Source organism: Delftia sp. PE138 (genome assembly GCF_018320755.1).
GTDB classification, from domain to species: Bacteria; Pseudomonadota; Gammaproteobacteria; order Burkholderiales; family Burkholderiaceae_C; genus Comamonas; species Comamonas tsuruhatensis.
On record NZ_JABEPN010000001.1, the window covers coordinates 306,957 to 324,861 of the forward strand.

Genomic DNA, 17,905 nt, shown 5'->3' on the forward strand with positions numbered 1-17,905 from the left:
GCCTGCATGTCATCGTGTGGTCGGGCTCAGGCGGCGGCGGTGGAAACCGCAGCGGCGGCCGGCGTGTAGTCGAAGGTCTTGATGCCGGCGACGATGAGGTCGGGGGCAATGTCCATGGACCACGCCGCGGCAATGGCAGCGAGCAGGGCCGGCGTGTCCGGGCGCAGGCCGCCGGGCAGGCTCAGCGCGTCCAGCGTGCCCAGCACGCGCTCGGCGGCGCCCGTGGCCAGGATCACCTGGTTGCCGCGCACGAAGACGGCACGGCCTTCGCTCTCGCAACGGTGGGCCGCTACCACGGGGCTGTCTGCCTGCATCGAATAGAACAGCACCTCGCCGTCGCACAGGCGGGCCAGGTCGGCCACCTGTTCGATGTCGGCATTGAGGACGCCCGCGCCTTCGTCCAGCACCACGTCGATCTGGGTGCGCATCACGCGCGTCATCTGCGACTGCTCGTGCACGTCATGGTCGGGCAACTGCTCGAAGCCGTCCATGTCGGTGACCACGCCGACCAGGCAGCGGTCGTAGGCCAGGCCTTCTTCCAGGATGGAGCGGGCCGTGGTCTGGATGACGGCGGCCTGGGCCAGGCGGTTGGTCAGCAGGCGGTGGGCGCCGGCCCAGTTGGCGGTATTGGTCTTCTGGGTCTGGCGGTTGGACAGGAACATGCCCTCGCTGCTGGCCACGCCCGTGAGCTTGCCCGACAGCTGCAGCAGCCAGCCCACCAGGCGGGCCGTGAAACCGTTGTTGCGCGTGCCGGCAATGCCGACCAGGGGGATGCGGCCGGCGCCCGTGCCCTCTTCGGTGCGCGGGAACAGGTGGTCGGCGATGGCCATGCCCACGGGGCGCGGCGCGCCGCTGGTGGGCTTCAGATGCATCAGCAGGCCGGGGCCGGCGTTGACTTCGAGGATGGCGCCGCCCTGCTCCTTCATGGGGCGCGAGACGTCCTGCAGGATCATGTCCATGCCCGCGATGTCCAGGCCCACGATCTTGGCGGCCAGCGTGGCCATGTAGGCCACTTCGGGATGGACTTCGTCGGTGCAGTCGATGGCCATGTTGCCGTTGCGCTGCAGCAGCACGCTGGTGCCCTGGGCAGGAATGGTGTCGGGCGTGACGTTCTGGCGCTTGAGTTCCAGCTTCACGGCCGGGGCTTCGAGGTTGATCCAGTCCAGCGGGTATTCCTGCTCGGGGCCGCGGCGCGGGTCCTGGTTGACCACGGCGACCAGTTCGCGAACCGTGGACTTGCCATTGCCGGCCACGCTCACGGTCTCGCCACGGCAGGCGGCAACCACCTTGCCGCCCACGACCAGGATGCGGTGCTCGGTGCCGTCGATGAAGCGTTCGACGATGACGTCCGAGCCTTCGGGCTGGGCCAGCGCGAAGGCGGCCTTGATGTCGGCCTCGTCGCGCAGGTCCAGCGTCACGCCGCGTGCGTGGTTGCCGTCCGAGGGCTTGACGGTGACGGGAAAGCCGATGTCCTGCGCCACTTCCCAGGCTTCCTCGGGGCTGTGGACGATCTGGCCTTCGGGCACGGGCACGCCGCAGGCGGCCAGCAGGCGCTTGGTGAAGTCCTTGTCCTGGGCAATGCCCTCGGCGATGGCGCTGGTCTGGTCGCTCTCGGCGGTCCAGATGCGGCGCTGCGCGGCGCCATAGCCCAGTTGCACGAGGTTGCCGTCATTGAGGCGGATGTGGGGGATGCGGCGCTCGCCGGCCGCATCGACGATGCAGCCCGTGCTCGGGCCCAGGTAGCGGTCGTTGATCTCGGTCTTGATGGCCTTGATGGCGGCCTTCAGGTCGAAGGGCTCGTCATTGATGGCGGCCATGATCAGCCTGTGGCCATGGGCCAGGGCCGTGCGCGCCACGGTTTCCTCGGGGCAGCGGAAGACCATGCGGTACACGCCGCGCTGCGAGATCTCGCGGGTCTGGCCGAACTCGGCAGGCATGCCCGCCAGGTTCAGCAGCTCGATGATGATGTGCTCCAGCACGTGGCCGCACCAGGTGCCGCCTTCCAGGCGCTGGATGAAGCCGCCGCGCTCGCCCACGCCGCAGTGGTGCTCGACCAGGTCGGGCAGCCAGGCCGTCAGGCGCTCGTTGAAACCGGGAAGCTTGTTCGAGGGATAGTCCTCCAGCTCGCCCAGATCCAGCCAGACCTCCAGCACGGGACGGTAGGTCCAGACGCTGGGTCCACGCAGGTAGGTGGTGCGCAAGAGTTGGATGTCTTTGAATTTCGCCATGTCGGTCAACGGGTAAGCGTGAACGACGACCCGGATTCGGATCGCCGGAGAATGGGAGAGGATTGTGCGCCCAGAAAACCCATGCGCAGTGTTGTCAGCCTAAACCAGGGTTGGCGCGTTGAGCAGGGTATGCCGTGCAACGCGCGGGATATCCACCGGGGAGCTGCGGTTGCCCGCATGACACCAGGAGCCGCCAGGGGCGGGAAAAACAACTCAACATGCAAGAACACCATTCTGTGGACGTTTCGGCCTTCCTTGCCAGCCCCCGCGGGGCTGAGCTGCGAGCCAGGCTCGCTTCCAATGAAAACGTGCTGGCCCTCGCCACGGTTGACCTGACCCTGGATATGCGCTTCGGCGAAGGCTGGGTTGTCCTGACCAACCAGCGCCTCATCGCCTGTGATCCTGAGGATCAGCGATGGAGTGAGTGGATACTCTCGGTCGATCAGAATTTGCGTACGCTGGACCACGGCGGCGTGGGCAACCTCGAATTGCATGGTCCTGCGGCTCGGCTGGCGCTGTGGCGCTTCACCCTGCGCCACCAGGCGGGCGTATTGCGCCTGCTGCAACAGTTCGATCACCAGCGTGAGCGCATGGCGCGTGGCGAGGACTTCGACGGGCCCGAGGACGATGTGCCCCGCTGCCCGGCCTGCCAGACCGAGCTGCCGCCCGAGGCCGACGAATGCCCGGCCTGCGCGCGCCAGCAGGGTCCGCAGACCTCCACCTGGGTGCTGCTGCGCCTGTGGCGCTTTGCCCATCCCTACCGGCACCAGCTGCTGCTGGGCTTTTTGCTGACCCTGGCCTCCACGGGCGCCACCCTGGTGGCGCCCTACCTGACGATTCCCATCGTGGACAAGATCCTGATCCCGTTCCAGAACGGGCAGCAGATCGACAGCAGCCTGGTGGTCTTCTACCTGAGCGGCCTGCTTGCGGCGGCGCTGGTGGCCTGGGGCCTGGGCTGGGCGCGCACCTTCGTGCTGGCCAAGGTCTCCGAGCGCATTGGCTCGGACCTGCGCACGACCACCTACAACCACCTGCTGACGCTGTCGCTGGACTACTACGGCAGCAAACGCACGGGCGACCTGATGGCGCGCATCGGGGCGGAAACAGATCGCATCAATTTGTTTCTATCCTTGAACGCGCTGGATTTTGCGACCGATGTGCTGATGATCGTGATGACCTCGGTCATCCTGTTCTCCATCAATCCATGGCTGGCCCTGGTCACCCTGGTGCCGCTGCCCTTCATCGCCTGGATGATCCACCTGGTGCGTGACCGCCTGCGCACGGGCTTCGAGAAGATCGACCGCGTCTGGTCCGAGGTGACCAATGTGCTGGCCGACACCATTCCCGGCATCCGTGTGGTCAAGGCCTTCGCCCAGGAAAAGCGCGAGGCCGACCGCTTCGCCCAGGCCAATCTGGTCAACCTGCAGGCCAACGACAAGGTCAACAAGACCTGGTCGCTGTTCACGCCCACGGTGACGCTGCTGACCGAGATCGGCCTGCTGGTGGTCTGGGGCTTCGGCATCTGGCTGGTGGCGGGCGGCCAGATCACGGTCGGTATCCTGACGGCCTTCATCGCCTACATCGGCCGCTTCTACAGCCGCCTGGATTCGATGAGCCGCATCGTCTCGGTCACACAGAAGGCGGCAGCCGGCGCCAAGCGCATCTTCGACATCCTGGACCACGTGAGCAACGTGCCCGACCCGGTCAACCCGGTCAAGCTGCCGCGCGTGCAGGGTGCCATCACGCTGGACAACCTGACCTTCCGCTACGGCAGCCGCGCCGTCATCAAGAACCTGGATCTGCAGATTCGCCCGGGTGAAATGATTGGCCTGGTCGGCCACAGCGGCTCGGGCAAGAGCACCCTGGTCAACCTGATCAGCCGCTTCTACGACGTGAGCGAAGGCTCCATCCAGCTCGACGGCGTGGATATCCGCCGGCTCAAGGTGTCGGACTTCCGCAGCAACATCGGCCTGGTGCTGCAGGAGCCCTTCCTGTTCTTCGGCACCATTGCCGAGAACATCGCCTACGGCAAGCCCGACGCCACGCGCGAGGAAATCGTGGCGGCCGCGCGTGCGGCCCATGCCCATGAATTCATCCTGCGCCTGCCGCACGGCTATGACTCCCTGGTCGGCGAACGCGGCCAGGGCCTGTCGGGCGGCGAGCGCCAGCGCATCTCCATCGCGCGCGCGCTGCTGATCGACCCGCGCATCCTGATCCTGGACGAGGCCACCTCGGCCGTGGACACCGAGACCGAGAAGGAAATCCAGAAGGCGCTGGACAACCTGGTGCAGGGCCGCACGACGATTGCCATCGCCCACCGTCTGTCCACGCTGCGCAAGGCAGACCGCCTCGTGGTCATGGACCGGGGCGAAATCGTGGAAGTGGGGCCGCACGACGAACTGATGGAAAAGCAGGGCGCCTACTGGCGCCTGTACCAGGCCCAGGCGCGGCGCGCCGAAGAGGATGCCCAGGCCGCAGGCCTGACCCTGGTCGCAACCACCATCGAGGAATAAGCCATGTCCACTGCCCAACATTGCGCCGCCGCCGCCGATCTGAGCCGCGTACGCGTGGAGCGCAACGCCCATGGCCGCCTGGTGCTGATCCTGGCCGACGGCACGCGCCATGAATCCGTGGTGCCCGTGCGCGCCTTTCCCATTGCCGCGCCGCTGCAAGGCCTGTCCCTGGTCTGTGCCGATGGCAAGGAGGCGCTGTGGGTGGACCACATGGACCACCTGCCCGCGCAGGCCCGCACGCTGATCGAGCAGGATCTGGCCGTGCGCGAGTTCGTGCCCGTCATCCAGCGCATCCGCAAGGTGTCCAGCTATTCCACGCCCAGCACCTGGGACCTGGAGACCGACCGCGGTCCCGCGCAGCTCGTGCTCAAGGCCGAGGAGGATATCCGCCGCCTGTCGGGCCGCACGCACCTGATGATCACCAGCCAGGACGGCGTGCAGTTCAGCGTGCCGGACAGCACGGCGCTGGACCGTGCCTCGCGCAAGATGCTGGAGCGTTTCCTCTAGCGCCTGGTCAGGGTGGTTTCGGGGTTTACCCTTGGTTTGAGGCAGGCCTGGGCGTCTTTCAAAAAAAGCGCTTCAGTTCTTTCAGGTTCTGTCGATGATGAGGCGACGGCGGGAAATTCCCGCCCACAGCACACATCCAGCAAGAGGGTCGAGCCATGCCAATTCCACCTGTTGACCGATCGCCCATACCGTGGCGCCCGCAAAGCGCCGATCTGTACTCCACCGGCGCGTCGGGCGCGGTGCCCGTGCGTCCCGTGAACGCTGCCAATCCTGTCGAGTCCACGGACCGCATCGGCGAAGGCCGTGTGATTCGCGATCCTGAAAAACCGTCCGTGGTGGACCAGGAAAACCGCGACTGGACGCTGGCCGAGGAGATCAAGCAGAAGGAAGAGGTCGAGGAGCCGCCCAAGGAGCCGATTTCCAAGCAGCTCATCGAGTTCATCCAGTCCATGTGGCGCGCCAGCGCCATGGCCGTGGAGCAGGCCCAGGAGGTCAGCAAGGCCGATGACGTGGCCCGCAACAAGCTGCAGGTGCGCGAGGAGCCGTTGACCTATTCGGAACCCAAGGTCAAGCGTACCGGCGGACTTTGAGTGTCAGTGGCTGAATGCGCAGGCTCAGTCCTTTGAGCCTTCGCCTTCCTTCGTGTCCCTGGCAGCGGACACGGCTGCGGCATGCTCTGCGGCCTTTGCCTCTTCGGCCTGCGCCTTGGCCTTTGCCTTGTCGCGCTCGGCGCGGTACTTGACGGCAAAGGCCTGCACCTCCGCATAGGAGACGTAGCCGTCCTTGTCAGTGTCGGCCTCGTCGAAGGCCGCCGCCAGGCGCGGGAACAGCGCCACTTCGGTGCGGCTGAGCTTGCCGTCCTTGTTGAAGTCCAGCATCTTGAATTCGCGCTGGGCCTTGATTTCCCCCTTGGTCAATGGCGCCGGGCTGGCCGAGGCCTGTCCGGTGGACGCCTTGTCGGCCGTCTCGGCCGCCTGCGCGCGCGCGGCGGGCAGCATGAAGGCGCTGGTCAGCAGGACGGCAGCGGCGGCCTGCAGCACAGGCGGCCGGCGCAGCAGGGCGGAGCGGTTCATGAGGGGAAAATGCATTGGCTTTATTTGGGCACGGAACCGGCATTTGCAAGCACGGCCGGCCCGCCCTTTGCAATTGTTTACTTCAGCGGATCGGCGTCCGGATTGGAGATGCCGCTGTTCACATGGCCTGCGGGCACATGGCGGGCCGCCGAGCTGACATGGCCCGATTGGTCGTCGAAGAAGAAATCCGGCTCGAACTCGCGCAGGAAGGGGCCTTTTTCCAGGCCGCCGAGGAACATGGCCTCGTCCACGGTGATTCCCCAATCGAGCAATGTGCGGATGGCGCGCTCGTGCGCCGGCGCACTGCGCGCCGTCACCAGGGCCGTGCGAATGCGCATGGTCTGGGACGAGTCCGCCTGCTGCTGAAGCCGGTGAAGGGCTTGCAGCAGGGGTTTGAACGGCCCTTCTCCCAGGGGCGTGGCGGCATGGGAGACCTCATGGCGCAGAAAGGCCGGCAGCCCGCCTTGCTGGTAGATGCGCTCGGCCTCGTCGGAGAACAGCACGGCATCGCCGTCGAAGGCAATGCGCACTTCCTGCGGGTAGCGGTCGCCTGCGGGCGTGGAGTCGACCATCACGCGCGCCGCGGGAAAGCCGATGGACAGGGCCTTGCGAACATCGACCTCGTTGGCCGAGAGGAACAGGTGGGCGCCCAGCGGCCGCAGGTAGGAAAACGGATCGCGCCCGCGCGTGAACACGCCGCGCTCTATGTGCATGTCGGCCGCCTTGGCCGAGGCGAACACGCGCATGCCGCTGGCCGGGTCGTTGCGCGACAGCATCATCACCTCCACGCGCTGCACTTCGGGCGTATTGAAGGCCAGCAGCTTGCGCACCAGCGGGAAGGCGATGCCCGGGCGTGCCGGCTGGTGCACCAGGTCCAGCTGGCGGCGCATGTAGGCCTGCTCGTCGCCCGCATCGAACAGCCGGTTCTCTTCCTCGAAGTCGAACAGTGCGCGCGATGAGATGGCGACGACCAGCTTGTCTTGCAGGGTCACGGGCATGGCTTGGCGCTTGTCGCTATTTGACGAACTGGTTGAGCTGGATGATGGGCATGAGCACGGCCAGCACGATCAGGGCCACGACCATGCCCATGGCCACGATCAGCAGCGGCTCCAGGATGGTGGCCAGGTACATGGCGCGGCGCTGCACCTCGGTGGACAGCTGGTTGGCCGCGCGCTGCAGCATCACGGGCAGCTGGCCGGTCTGCTCGCCCAGGCGGGCAAACATGGAGATCAGGCCCGGGAAGCGCTTTTTCTGCGCCAGGGCCGAGGCCAGCGGCGCGCCCTCGCGCACCAGGGCCAGCGCGTCCATGGCATCGGCACGCAGCGCGCGGTTGCCCAGCGTTTCGGCGGCGGCCTGCAAGGCCTTGAGAATGGGCACGCCTGCGCCCGCCAGCATGGCCAGCGTGCCGGCAAAGCGTGCCGCGTTGTAGTTGCGCGCCAGCCGGCCGATCAGCGGCAGGCGCAGCCACCAGGCGTCGAAGCGCTCGCGCAGCACGGGGTTCTTCATGGACAGCCGGAATCCCACGGCGCCCAGCACCAGGGCGATCAGCGCGGCCCAGCCATAGCTGCGCACAAAGTCGCTGAGCGCCAGCATGGCCACGGTGAGCCAGGGCAGGGCGCGCTTGGTGCCCGCGAACACGCTGGCCACCTGCGGCACCACGTAGCTGACCAGGAACAGCACGATGACGATGGCCACCAGGGTCACGATGGCCGGATACAGGGCTGCGCCAATGAGCTTGGACTGCAGGGCCTGGCGCGATTCCAGGTCGTCGGCCAGCCGCTCCAGCACCGGGCCCAGGCTGCCGCTGGCCTCGCCGGCGCCGATCACGGCGCAGTAGATGTCGGAGAATTCGCGCGGGTGCTGGGCCAGTGCGCGGGCAAAGGTGGAGCCTGCGTTGACCTCGGCGCGCAGCGCGGCCACCAGGTGGTGCTGGCGCGGGTCGTCGGCTTCTTCGGACAGCGCGGCCAGTGCGCGCTCTATGGGCAGGCCTGATCCGACCAGCCCCGCCATCTGGCGCGTCCACACGGTGAGCCCTGTGGAGCCAAGGACGGGGCGGGTCAGCCAGCGCGAGGCGCCACCCTGCGGGCCGGACGCCGACCCCGAGGCCACGATCTCCACGGCCATGGGCACCAGGGCCTGGGCGCGCAGCTGGCTGCGCGCAGCGCGCGCGTTGTCGGCTTCGATCGTGCCCTTGCGGGTCTGACCTTGGGCATCCAGGGCTTCGAAGGAAAAGGCAGGCATGCGCGGCGGGAGTCGGGAGGGGCTGGGGAAGGATGGCGTTCAGGAAACGCCAGGCGGCGATCCAACCCCCGATGGTAGCCGCTGCCGGTGACGGCTGGATGGCGAGGCCGTCTCGGGCCTCGCCCCCAGGTCCCGGAGGTGCCTATGCCGGCTGGGCGGCCAGGTCCGCTTCGTTGAGCTGGATGGAGCGCAGCGAGGCCGGGCGTTCCATCAGCGGCTGGCCGTAGTCGCTGAACTCGGGCAGCGCGGGCAGCAGCTTCATCATCGTCCCCCAGCGCAGGTAGCTGGCCATGAGCACGTCGGCGGCGGTGAACTGGTCGCCGCACAGGTAGCGCCTGCCGGCCACGGCCTGGCGCAGCGTCTGCACCACGTCGTCATAGCGGCCATAGCCGGCGGACATGGCCTGGTCGGCCGTCTGCTGCTCCAGGTGGCCCTGGCTCTTGGCTGTCATCAAGGCGTCGACGGGGCCGGCCAGGAAGAACATCCAGCGGTGGTAGACGCCGCGCAGCGGGCTGTCCACGGCCGGCGCGAGCCTTCGTTCGGGGAAGATGTCGGCCAGATAGGCAAGGATGGCGGCCTGTTCGGTGATCACGGTCTCGCCATGCACCAGGGCGGGGACCTTGCCCATGGGGTTGATGGCCAGGTAGTCGGCAGCCTTCATGGTGCTGCCGAATTCCAGCCGCACGGGCTCATAGCGGGCGCCGCATTCCTCCAGCATCCAGCGCGCGATGACCGCGCGCGAGCGGGGGTGGAAGTAAAAGCGCAGAGGCTTGATCGAGTCGTTCATGAAGGCTCCCAGTGGTTTGAATGCATGGCGAGAAGGCCATGGGAGCGACTGTAGGAGGCCATGCTGACAGTTTTTGTCAGCAGTGGTGTCAGCGGACCGTGTAGCCCAGTTGCCGCGACCAGCGTTCGATCAGGCCGCTGCGGTGGTCGGGATAGCGTTCCTGCAGATCGGTGACGGAGCGCACGCGGTCGGCGCGGAAATGGCGGAAGTCCTGGCGCAGTTCGCACCAGGCCGCAAGAATGCGCCGCTGGTCGAAGAAAGCCATGGCAAAAGGCCAGATCCGGCGCTCGGTCGGCTGGCCCTTCTCATCCGTGTAGTGCAGCAGCACCCGGTGCTGGCGCCGTATCGCCAGGCGCAGCGCGGTCTGCCAGGGCTCGGTCACGGATTCGTGGCAGATGGGCGGCACCAGCAGGCCGCTGGTGTCCACCTCGATGCGCAGCTCCAGCGGCAGCGCGCTGCGTATGCGGTCCAGCGCGGCGGTGGCGGCCTGGGCGAGCTCGGGGTCGGCCTGGCGGCTGGCCCAGCGCGCGCCCAGCAGCAGGGCTTCCAGCTCATCGGGCGTGAACATCAGCGGCGGCAGCAGAAAGCCGGGCCGCATCTCGTAGCCCACGCCCGGGTCGCCCGCAATCGCGGCACCCTGTTCGCGCAGGGTGGCGATGTCGCGGTACAGGGTGCGCAGGCTCACGTCCAGCTGCCGGGCCAGCACCGGCCCGGCCTGGGGCAGGCGCGCACGGCGCAGCAGGTCGATCAGCTGCAGCAGCCGGGCGGAGCGGCTCATGCCTTCAGCGGCCCATGACGCCGGCCGTGATCTCCAGCGAGCGCAGGCGCAGGTCGCGGTCATACACGTCGCTGACCAGGATCAGCTCGTCGGCCTCGGTGTCGGCCTGCAGCTTCTGCAGGCGCGTGCGCACCTTGTCCGGGCCGCCGATGGAGGCCACGGCCAGGAAGTCGCCGATGGCGCGGCGCTCCTGCTCGCCGAGCTGGGCCGCATAGTTCTCGATGGGGCGCGGCAGCAGTCCGCGCCGGCCCGTGATGATGCCCAGCACGCGCTGGTAGGTGCTGCTGGCCAGGTACTCGGCCTCGTCATCGGTGGGCGCGGCGATCACGGGTGCGCCGACGATCACGTAGGGCTTGGCCAGTTGGGCCGACGGCTTGAACAGGCTGCGGTACAGCTGCACGGCCTGGTAGAGCATGCGCGGCGCGAAGTGCGAGGCAAAGGCGTAGGGCAGGCCCAGATGGGCTGCGAGCTGGGCCGAGAACAGGCTGGAGCCCAGCAGCCAGATCGGCACGTTGGTGCCCGCGCCGGGCGTGGCCACCAGCTTTTGATCCGGCGTGGCCGGGGCCAGCAGGCGCTGCAGCTCCATCACGTCGCGCGGGAAGTCTTCCTCGGTCTCGACGCGGTCGCGGCGCAGGGCGCGCATGGTGGCGCCATCGGTGCCGGGCGCACGGCCCAGTCCCAGGTCGATGCGGCCCGGGTACAGCTCGGCCAGCGTGCCGAAGGCTTCGGCCACCACCAGCGGGGCATGGTTGGGCAGCATGATGCCGCCCGAGCCCACGCGGATCTTCGAGGTGCCGCCTGCGATATGGCCGATCAGCACGGCCGTGGCCGAGCTGGCGATGCCGGGCATGTTGTGGTGCTCGGCCAGCCAGTAGCGCTCGAATCCCAGTGCCTCGGCCTTGCGGGCCGTGGCCAGCGCGATGTCCAGGGCCTCGGCGACGGTGCCGCCTTCGCGCACGGCCACGAGGTCGAGCATGGACAGACGGACTTCATTGAATGATGTCATGGCAGGTTCCAACTTCCAGTTCACGGTGGGTGGGGGCGGCGCGGGCCTTGCCGCGCCAGGGCATTCCTGGTGCGCGTTCGCGCACTCAGTTTCTTCTGGACATTTCCCGCGCGCAGGTGATGCCCAGCACCACGCACCAGACCAGGGGGAGGATGGCTGCCGCCAGATGGTTCTCGCCCTGCTGGATGGCCAGCCAGGACAGCGGCAGCGCCACCAGCGCCGACAGGCGGATGACGCGGCGCAGCTGGCTGGTGGACAGCCGTGACTTGAACCACCACAGGGCGATGTAGCTGATCAGGCTCAGCGTGGCGACCCACAGGAACAGGTCGCCGCCATAGGGAGCGCTCCAGGCGCGTAGGGATTCCAACATGCCGACCATTGTGGCAAACAGGGATGCCCCGTGCTGCGCAGGGTCGGGCGTGGCCGCCTGCGCCTAGTCGCGCGTGACGCGCAGCACTTCCTCGGGCGTGGTGATGCCCTCGCGCACCAGGCGCTCGCCGTCGTCGCGCATCAGGCGCATGCCCGCGGCCAGCGCGGTGTCGCGGATCTCGGCCTCGCTGGCCTGGCGGTGGATCTGCGCGCGGATGGTGTCGTCCACCACCAGCATCTCGAAGATGCCGGTGCGCCCCCGGTAGCCGCTGGGCTCGGTGGTGTCGATCTTGCGCACCAGGCGCTGGGCCAGCACACCCAGCAGGGAGGACGACAGCAGGAAGGGTTCCACCCCCATGTCGATCAGGCGCGTGACGGCGCTGGAGGCATCGTTGGTGTGCAGCGTGGCCAGCACCAGGTGGCCGGTCAGCGAGGCCTGGATGGCGATCTGCGCGGTCTCGAAGTCGCGGATTTCGCCGATCATGATCACATCCGGGTCCTGGCGCAGGATGGCGCGCAGGGCCTTGGCGAAGGTCAGGTCGATCTTGGCGTTGACCTGGGTCTGCCCCACGCCGGCCAGCTCGTACTCGATGGGGTCCTCCACCGTCATGATGTTGCTGTGGCTGGCGTCCATGCGCGACAGTGCCGCATACAGCGTGGTGGTCTTGCCCGAGCCCGTGGGGCCGGTGACCAGCACGATGCCGTGCGGCTGGGCCGTCAGGTGGGTGAATCGCCTCAGCGTCTCGCCCTGCATGCCCACGGCCTCCAGGCTGAGCTTGCTCTCGCTCTTGTCCAGCAGGCGCAGCACGGCGCGCTCGCCGTGGGCGCTGGGCAGGGTGGAGACGCGCACGTCGATGGCGCGCGTGCCCAGGCGCAGGCTGATGCGGCCGTCCTGGGGCAGGCGCTTTTCGGCGATGTCCAGGTCGGCCATGATCTTCAGTCGCGAGATCAGCGCTGCATGCAGTGCGCGGTTGGGCTGCACGACTTCGCGCAGGTCGCCGTCCACGCGAAAGCGCACGCTGGAATGGCGCTCGTAGGGCTCGATGTGGATGTCGCTGGCACCGTCGCGCGCGGCCTGCGTGAGCAGGGCGTTGAGCATGCGGATGATGGGCGCGTCGTCGGCCGTCTCCAGCAGGTCCTCGACCGCAGGCAGCTCCTGCATCATGCGCGAGAGGTCGGCGTCGGACTCGACCTCGCTGACCACCAGGGCCGCGCTGGACTCGCCCTGCGAATAGGCGGCGCTGATGCGGTGGGCCAGCGTGCCCGCGTCCAGCATCTGCCAGCGCTGCACCGCATGCCTGCGCTGGACTTCGGACAGGGCCTGCCAGTCCGGCGAGGGGCCGTGCCAGAGCAGGGGCTCGTGGCCGTCGTCCTCGATCAGCAGCTGGCTGGTGCGCGCAAACGCATAGGGCAGGGGATAGCGCATGGGGCCTTCCTGCCTCAGAGCGCGCCGGGCGCGGCCGGCACGGGGGCGGGAGCGGCGGGCTGCGGCTGGGTGAAGTCGATCAGCTCGGGCCTGGCGCCCGGCACGTTGACGATGGCGGCCGGGTTGGTGAACGAGCCGGGGTCCGGCTGCGGCGTCAGCGTGGGCAGCACGGGCGCGGCATTGACCGAGCGCAGCAGGGCGCTGGGCTCGGGCTGCAGGCTCTGTTGCTGCGCGCGGATGGCTTCGTAGCGCTCGGAAGAGACCTGGTTGGTGGCAGTCGCATCGCGCATCACCACGGGGCGCAGGAAGACCATCAGGTTGGTCTTGTTGCGCTTGCGGTTGGTGTTGCGGAACAGGTTGCCCACGACGGGAATGTCGCCCAGCAGAGGCACCCGGTCCTCGGCCTGGGAGTAGTTGTCGTCGATCAGGCCGCCGAGCACGACGATGTTGCCGTCCTCGACCAGCACGTTGGACTCGATGGAGCGCTTGTTGGTGGTCAGGCCGTTGGTGTCCTTGCGCGTGGACTCGTCCACCGAGGAGACTTCCTGGAACACGGCCAGCTTCACCGTGCCGTTCTCGTTGATCTGCGGGCGCACGCGCAGCATCAGGCCCACGTCCTTGCGCTCCACGGTGGTGAAGGGGTTGACCGTGCCGCCCGTGGAGTTGCTGGCGTACGAGCCCGTGACCATGGGCACGTTCTGGCCCACGATGATGCGCGCCTCCTCGTTGTCCAGCGTCATCAGGTTGGGCGTGGACAGGATGTTGGCGTCACCGCTGTTTTGCAGGAAGTTGGCCAGAAAGCCCAGCGTGTCCTTGCCGTTGACGCGCTGCGTGAAGCCGAGGTTGGTGCCTCTCAGGCTGGACAACGTGTCTCCCGTAATGGCGCTGCCGTCCAGGCCTCCATCCTTGACCAGGCCGAGCAGGTTCAGGATGTTGGCGCCCGCCACATTGGAGTTCGTGCCCAGTGTGCCGATCACGCGGCCGTTGTTGCTGAGCATGGCCTGCCACTGGATGCCGAACTGGGCCAGCCGGTTGTCCTTGATTTCGACGATCAGGCTTTCGATCAGCACCTGGGCGCGGCGGCCGTCGAGCTTGTCGATCACGGCGCGCAGTTGGCGGTAGACGGGCGGCGGTGCCGTGATGATCAGCGAGTTGGTCGAAGGATCGGCCTGGATCATGCCGCCCGTGGAGGGCTGCTGGGCCACGCCCAGCGCGCCGCCCCCGCCGCCGCTGCCCAGGCCCGAGGACGAGCCCATGCCCATGGATGCCGTGCCGCTGGAGTCGCGCGAGACCACGGGCTGCGAGGTGGGGATGGAGGACATGCCGCCGCCCTGCGGCAGGGTGCCGCCCGCACCGGGCTGGCCGCTGGCCGTGCCGGCGGCCGTGGCCTGGGCGCCGATGGCGGCGCGCAAGGTGGCGGCCAGCGCCACGGCGTCGGCGTTCTTGAGATAGACCACGTGGATGTTGCCCTGGTCGCCGCCGCCGTTCATGGCGGGCTGGTCCAGCCGCGCGATCAGCGAGCGCACCTGGGCCAGGCGTGCCGGGTTGGCCGCGCGCAGCACGATGGAGTTGCTGCGCGGCTCGGCCATCAGCGAGGTCTTGAAGGCGTTGTCGCTCTGGCCCGGAATATTGGCGCCGCCTGCGGTCACCGTGAGGCCGCCGGGGCTGGCCGTGCCGCCTTCGATCAGGCGCGAGACCAGGGCCACCATGTCGGTGGCCACGGCATGGCGCAGCGGAATGATTTCGACATCGGTGGCGTTGGATACGTCCATGGTCGCCACGATGCGCGAGATGCGCTGCAGGTTGTCTGCGTAGTCGGTGATGACCAGCGAGTTGTTGCCCGGGTTGACGTTGATGGTGTTGTTGGGGCTGATCAGGGGGCGCAGCACGGGCACCAGGTTGGCCGCGTTCTCGTAGTTGAGCTTGAAGATCTGGGTGACGATCTGGCTGCCGGTGCTGCTGCGGCCCGCGCCCACGGCCACCTCGCTGGCCTGCAGCTTGGCGTCGGCTTCGGGGATGACCTTGTACAGGCCGGCCGATTCGACGATGGTGAAGCCCTGCAGGCGCAACGCGGCCAGGAACTGCTGGTAGGCGGTGGCGGGCGGCACGGGCCTGTCGGTCAGCAGCGTGATCTGGCCCTTGACGCGGGGGTCGACCACCACGTTGCGGTTGGTGATGGCGCCGATGGCACGCGAGACGGCCTCGATGTCGGCGCCCGAGAAATTCAGCGTCACAGGCTCGCCCGGACGCAGGCTGGGCGTGGCGCCGGCCGGTGCATTGGTCTGCTGGGCCTGGGCGGTGCCAGCGGTGCAGGCCAGCATGGCGCTGACGGCCAGCGTGTGCAGGGTGTTGCGCCAGAACGGGGTCGTGTGCTGCTGAGTCATGGATCAACCAAAGGAAATGATGGACCGGGGCCCCTGGCGCCGTCCCAGAATGTTGAGCAAGTTGGACAGCGCGGTTTCGCGCTCGGGGCTGGCCGAGGCCTCGCCCTGGAAGTGCAGCCGCTGGCCTACCCATTGGCCCTGGCCGCTCAGGCGCAGGTCGCCGGTCAGGGTACTGAGCTGCAGCTGCGGACTGTCGCCCCCGAGGATGTCGAGCCGGTAGCTGCCCAGCGGGCGCAGAGGGGACAGCCGCGAGGATACGGCCAGCGCCTCCAGCCGCGTGCTGCCGTCGCTGCGCCAGCGCCCCGATTGCCACAGCAATTGCAGTTGCAGGGCCTGCGTGGCCAGCCGCAGCTGGCCTTGCAGGTCCACCGTGTTCCAGGGCGTGCCCAGGCCGGACAGCAGCGAGGCGGGCCAGCGCGTGTCGCTGTCGTGCACCACGGCGCTCAGGCCCTGCCAGCGCGGCAGCAGGTCCAGCACCACGGGCGTGGGTGTGCAGCATTCGCTGCGCAGCTGAATGCGGGCACCGTCCAGGCGCGGGCGCAGCGTCCATTCCAGCCGCGTGGGCAGGGCCGTGCGGTCGCGGCTGCCGGCGCCTCCGGTGAAGGCCAGGGAGGCCGAGCCGTTCCACAGCGTGCCGCGCGGTTGCAGCAGCAGTACCTGGCCCTGTGTGGCGGAATCCACGCCGCGTGCCAGCCAGGCGGCGGGTGCCCAGACGACGGTGGTGGCCACCAGGCCGCACAGGGCGCCTGCCAGCGCCCAGCCGCGCGGTGAGCGCAGGACAGGCTGGGAGCGGGGCTGGCGGCGCATGCTCAAGGTGCCCGCGACGGATCGACAGGCAGGTCCAGCACCAGGCTGCCATCCCAGCGCACGGCATCGGCAGCGCCTGCGGCGCTTGCAGATGCACTGCGGGCCAGCTTCATCTCGGCGGGAACGGCGTGCGTGTTGCTGCGGACCTGGGCCAGCCAGCGCGCCAGCGCGGCGGCGGGTGCGGCCTTGAGCGTGATCTGTGCGCGGTCGCCCATCCAGTTCAATTGGGCGGAGGCGCCCAGTTCGGCGGACAGCGAGCTTTGCAGCAGCGCCTTGGCATCGCCGACCACGGGGCGTGCGTTGCCGCGCAGCTGCTCGGCCTCGGCCTGCAGCAGCTGCATCTGGCGCAACTGGCGGTCGGCCTGGGCATGGCGTTCGGGCGCGGTGCGCAGGCTGTGCAGGGCGGGGGCCAGGGCCACCCACCACAGCAGGGCCAGTGCCACCACGCCACCGGCCAGCAGGGTCATGTTCTGTTCACGCGGCGCCAGAGCATTCCAGCGCGCGCGCAGGGGTGCCAGGCTTTGGCGGGATGCGCGCATGTTCATGGCCGGGCCTCCTGGGCAAGCAGCAGGTCGGCACCGTCGCGCTGCAGTCGCAGGCCGCTTGCGGCCAGATGTTGTTGTGCCTGCTCCAGTGCCTCGGCCTCCAGCGAGACGCCCTTGAGGCGCAGCTGCCGGTCCTGGTAGTCCATGGCCTGGGGCAACTGTCCAGCGGGCAGGGCCCGGGATGCGGCGGCCAGCAGGGGCTCCAGGTCGCCCTGCGTCAGCGCGCCGGCGCTCTGGCGCAGCGTGGCGACTTCGCGCTGCATTTGAACGGGCGCGTCGACGATGACGGGCACGCGGGGAAAGCTGGTAGCCAGCGTGGAGCGCACCTGGACCTGCTTGGCCGCGATGGCGCGGTTCTCGGTCCAGGCCCAGGCATTGAGGCCCACCACCTGGGCCAGCAGTGCGAGCGCGGCACCCCAGCGCGCGGCCTTCCATTGCGGCGCGCGCAGAAAGCTCTGCCAGCCGTCGAGCATGCGTCGGCGGGTGCGGCTGCCGCCGCCCAGGTCGAGGTCGAACTGCGCCAGGTCCCAGTTTTGTGCGCGGGCCGCCAGGCCGCGCTGGGCGTCCGTCAGCAGGCTGACGGGGCGCTGCAGGGCCTCGGCGGCGCGGGCCAGCGCCGGGTCCGCCTGGATCGGGGTGTCGGGGGGCAGGGCCTGCAGCAGGGCGGCCAGCATGGCGGGGTCGGCACTGTCGGTGCGCAGCGGCAGGCAGGCCAGCGAGTCCATGCCTTGCGGGGCCGTGCTCAGGCCGGTGGCCAGCAGCCAGGCCGATTCAGGCGTGCCCACGGCCCACAGCTGGGGCGTGGACTGGGGCGGGCATTCGGGCACGATGCGGCCCACGGGCCGGCCTGCGGACTCCAGGGCCTGCAGATGGGCATGGAGCCAGGCCTTGTCGCAGGCGGCAACCCAGCAGGGCTCGCCCGCGCGTGCCTGAGGCTGCAGCGCCAGATGCAGTTGGGAGGGGTCGTCGAGCAGGCGCTCTTCCAGCAGCCCGTCGAGCACGGCACGCAGGCGCACATGTCCACGCCGGCTCCCCGTAGGCACGCCATGGGGGAGGCTGACCAGATGCCAGGACAAGGCCTGGTGCGGCACCACGGCAACCGTCTGGCCGGTGCGGCCAGGATCGGGCAGCAGGCCTGCTGCGGCGTGGCCATGCCGGTCGGCGCGCAGGCCGTCGCTGCTGAGTGCGTAGGCGTATTCGCCAGCGGGGCCCGCAGGCAGATGAAGAATCAAGGTGCTCAT

At 68.7% G+C, this 17,905-nt stretch carries 16 protein-coding genes; 3 read left to right on the forward strand and 13 right to left on the reverse strand.

The features are described from left to right. Window positions 1–26: 26 nt before the first annotated feature. Entirely contained in the window at window positions 27–2,228 is a 2,202-nt protein-coding gene (locus HFGMBDPB_RS01340) for a cyanophycin synthetase (protein ID WP_016450863.1), read from the reverse strand. Between the two features lie 218 nt (window positions 2,229–2,446). Between HFGMBDPB_RS01340 and HFGMBDPB_RS01345 the strand changes: the two genes are divergently transcribed. The 3 genes from HFGMBDPB_RS01345 (at window position 2,447) to HFGMBDPB_RS01355 (ending at window position 5,838) form a co-directional block, all read left to right on the forward strand. Further along, on the forward strand, window positions 2,447–4,741 hold the full coding sequence (locus tag HFGMBDPB_RS01345) for a cyanophycin metabolism-associated ABC transporter (protein WP_016448747.1): 2,295 nt from the start codon (window positions 2,447–2,449) through the stop codon (window positions 4,739–4,741). A gap of 3 nt (window positions 4,742–4,744) precedes the next feature. Beyond that, window positions 4,745–5,248, forward strand: coding sequence for a cyanophycin metabolism-associated DUF1854 family protein (locus HFGMBDPB_RS01350; RefSeq protein WP_212644763.1), 504 nt, complete (start codon window positions 4,745–4,747; stop codon window positions 5,246–5,248). 155 nt (window positions 5,249–5,403) lie between these two features. After that, window positions 5,404–5,838 (forward strand): hypothetical protein, encoded by a 435-nt coding sequence (locus HFGMBDPB_RS01355; RefSeq protein WP_016450864.1) that lies wholly within the window; start codon window positions 5,404–5,406, stop codon window positions 5,836–5,838. 24 nt (window positions 5,839–5,862) lie between these two features. Here HFGMBDPB_RS01355 and HFGMBDPB_RS01360 read toward each other — a convergent pair whose 3' ends face one another. The 12 genes from HFGMBDPB_RS01360 to gspL all read right to left on the reverse strand — a co-directional run bounded on the left by HFGMBDPB_RS01360 (window position 5,863) and on the right by gspL (window position 17,905). Next, a complete protein-coding gene (locus HFGMBDPB_RS01360) occupies window positions 5,863–6,336 on the reverse strand; it encodes an EF-hand domain-containing protein (protein ID WP_016448744.1) in 474 nt (157 codons plus the stop codon). A gap of 62 nt (window positions 6,337–6,398) precedes the next feature. Then, the gene (locus tag HFGMBDPB_RS01365) at window positions 6,399–7,319 is read right to left on the reverse strand and encodes a 5'-nucleotidase (protein ID WP_016450866.1); all 921 of its coding nucleotides are present in this window, start codon (window positions 7,317–7,319) and stop codon (window positions 6,399–6,401) included. A 16-nt stretch (window positions 7,320–7,335) separates the two neighbouring features. After that, the gene (gspF, locus tag HFGMBDPB_RS01370; RefSeq protein ID WP_212644764.1) at window positions 7,336–8,562 is read right to left on the reverse strand and encodes a type II secretion system inner membrane protein GspF; all 1,227 of its coding nucleotides are present in this window, start codon (window positions 8,560–8,562) and stop codon (window positions 7,336–7,338) included. A gap of 142 nt (window positions 8,563–8,704) precedes the next feature. Next, window positions 8,705–9,349 (reverse strand): glutathione S-transferase family protein, encoded by a 645-nt coding sequence (locus HFGMBDPB_RS01375; RefSeq protein ID WP_016448741.1) that lies wholly within the window; start codon window positions 9,347–9,349, stop codon window positions 8,705–8,707. Between the two features lie 88 nt (window positions 9,350–9,437). Then, window positions 9,438–10,127 (reverse strand): helix-turn-helix transcriptional regulator, encoded by a 690-nt coding sequence (locus HFGMBDPB_RS01380; protein ID WP_016448740.1) that lies wholly within the window; start codon window positions 10,125–10,127, stop codon window positions 9,438–9,440. A gap of 4 nt (window positions 10,128–10,131) precedes the next feature. Further along, window positions 10,132–11,133, reverse strand: a complete 1,002-nt coding sequence (locus HFGMBDPB_RS01385; RefSeq protein WP_016448739.1) for an LLM class flavin-dependent oxidoreductase — start codon at window positions 11,131–11,133, stop codon at window positions 10,132–10,134. 85 nt (window positions 11,134–11,218) lie between these two features. Beyond that, window positions 11,219–11,503 (reverse strand): hypothetical protein, encoded by a 285-nt coding sequence (locus HFGMBDPB_RS01390; protein WP_223275171.1) that lies wholly within the window; start codon window positions 11,501–11,503, stop codon window positions 11,219–11,221. 63 nt (window positions 11,504–11,566) lie between these two features. After that, window positions 11,567–12,928, reverse strand: coding sequence for a GspE/PulE family protein (locus tag HFGMBDPB_RS01395; RefSeq protein ID WP_016448738.1), 1,362 nt, complete (start codon window positions 12,926–12,928; stop codon window positions 11,567–11,569). A 14-nt stretch (window positions 12,929–12,942) separates the two neighbouring features. Beyond that, a complete protein-coding gene (gene gspD, locus HFGMBDPB_RS01400; protein ID WP_016450867.1) occupies window positions 12,943–15,312 on the reverse strand; it encodes a type II secretion system secretin GspD in 2,370 nt (789 codons plus the stop codon). A 3-nt stretch (window positions 15,313–15,315) separates the two neighbouring features. Next, window positions 15,316–16,119 (reverse strand): type II secretion system protein N, encoded by an 804-nt coding sequence (gene gspN, locus HFGMBDPB_RS01405; protein WP_016450868.1) that lies wholly within the window; start codon window positions 16,117–16,119, stop codon window positions 15,316–15,318. A 2-nt stretch (window positions 16,120–16,121) separates the two neighbouring features. Continuing rightward, window positions 16,122–16,664: a type II secretion system protein M gene (locus HFGMBDPB_RS01410; RefSeq protein ID WP_017404590.1), complete on the reverse strand. Its 543-nt coding sequence runs from the start codon at window positions 16,662–16,664 to the stop codon at window positions 16,122–16,124. Continuing rightward, the gene (gspL, locus tag HFGMBDPB_RS01415) at window positions 16,661–17,905 is read right to left on the reverse strand and encodes a type II secretion system protein GspL (RefSeq protein ID WP_016448734.1); all 1,245 of its coding nucleotides are present in this window, start codon (window positions 17,903–17,905) and stop codon (window positions 16,661–16,663) included. The genes HFGMBDPB_RS01410 and gspL overlap by 4 nt, the downstream gene beginning before the upstream one ends.

Excerpts from the sequence above, each read along its gene's own strand:
- HFGMBDPB_RS01385 (WP_016448739.1), bottom strand. The coding sequence starts at position 11,133 with ATGACATCATTCAATGAAGTCCGTCTGTCCATGCTCGACCTCGTGGCC.
- HFGMBDPB_RS01375 (WP_016448741.1), bottom strand. The coding sequence starts at position 9,349 with ATGAACGACTCGATCAAGCCTCTGCGCTTTTACTTCCACCCCCGCTCG.
- HFGMBDPB_RS01390 (WP_223275171.1), bottom strand. The coding sequence starts at position 11,503 with ATGTTGGAATCCCTACGCGCCTGGAGCGCTCCCTATGGCGGCGACCTG.
- HFGMBDPB_RS01380 (WP_016448740.1), bottom strand. The coding sequence starts at position 10,127 with ATGAGCCGCTCCGCCCGGCTGCTGCAGCTGATCGACCTGCTGCGCCGT.
- HFGMBDPB_RS01340 (WP_016450863.1), bottom strand. The coding sequence starts at position 2,228 with ATGGCGAAATTCAAAGACATCCAACTCTTGCGCACCACCTACCTGCGT.
- HFGMBDPB_RS01410 (WP_017404590.1), bottom strand. The coding sequence starts at position 16,664 with ATGAACATGCGCGCATCCCGCCAAAGCCTGGCACCCCTGCGCGCGCGC.
- gspN (WP_016450868.1), bottom strand. The coding sequence starts at position 16,119 with ATGCGCCGCCAGCCCCGCTCCCAGCCTGTCCTGCGCTCACCGCGCGGC.
- HFGMBDPB_RS01350 (WP_212644763.1), top strand. The coding sequence starts at position 4,745 with ATGTCCACTGCCCAACATTGCGCCGCCGCCGCCGATCTGAGCCGCGTA.
- gspF (WP_212644764.1), bottom strand. The coding sequence starts at position 8,562 with ATGCCTGCCTTTTCCTTCGAAGCCCTGGATGCCCAAGGTCAGACCCGC.
- gspD (WP_016450867.1), bottom strand. The coding sequence starts at position 15,312 with ATGACTCAGCAGCACACGACCCCGTTCTGGCGCAACACCCTGCACACG.
- HFGMBDPB_RS01355 (WP_016450864.1), top strand. The coding sequence starts at position 5,404 with ATGCCAATTCCACCTGTTGACCGATCGCCCATACCGTGGCGCCCGCAA.
- HFGMBDPB_RS01395 (WP_016448738.1), bottom strand. The coding sequence starts at position 12,928 with ATGCGCTATCCCCTGCCCTATGCGTTTGCGCGCACCAGCCAGCTGCTG.
- HFGMBDPB_RS01365 (WP_016450866.1), bottom strand. The coding sequence starts at position 7,319 with ATGCCCGTGACCCTGCAAGACAAGCTGGTCGTCGCCATCTCATCGCGC.
- HFGMBDPB_RS01360 (WP_016448744.1), bottom strand. The coding sequence starts at position 6,336 with ATGCATTTTCCCCTCATGAACCGCTCCGCCCTGCTGCGCCGGCCGCCT.
- gspL (WP_016448734.1), bottom strand. The coding sequence starts at position 17,905 with ATGAGCACCTTGATTCTTCATCTGCCTGCGGGCCCCGCTGGCGAATAC.
- HFGMBDPB_RS01345 (WP_016448747.1), top strand. The coding sequence starts at position 2,447 with ATGCAAGAACACCATTCTGTGGACGTTTCGGCCTTCCTTGCCAGCCCC.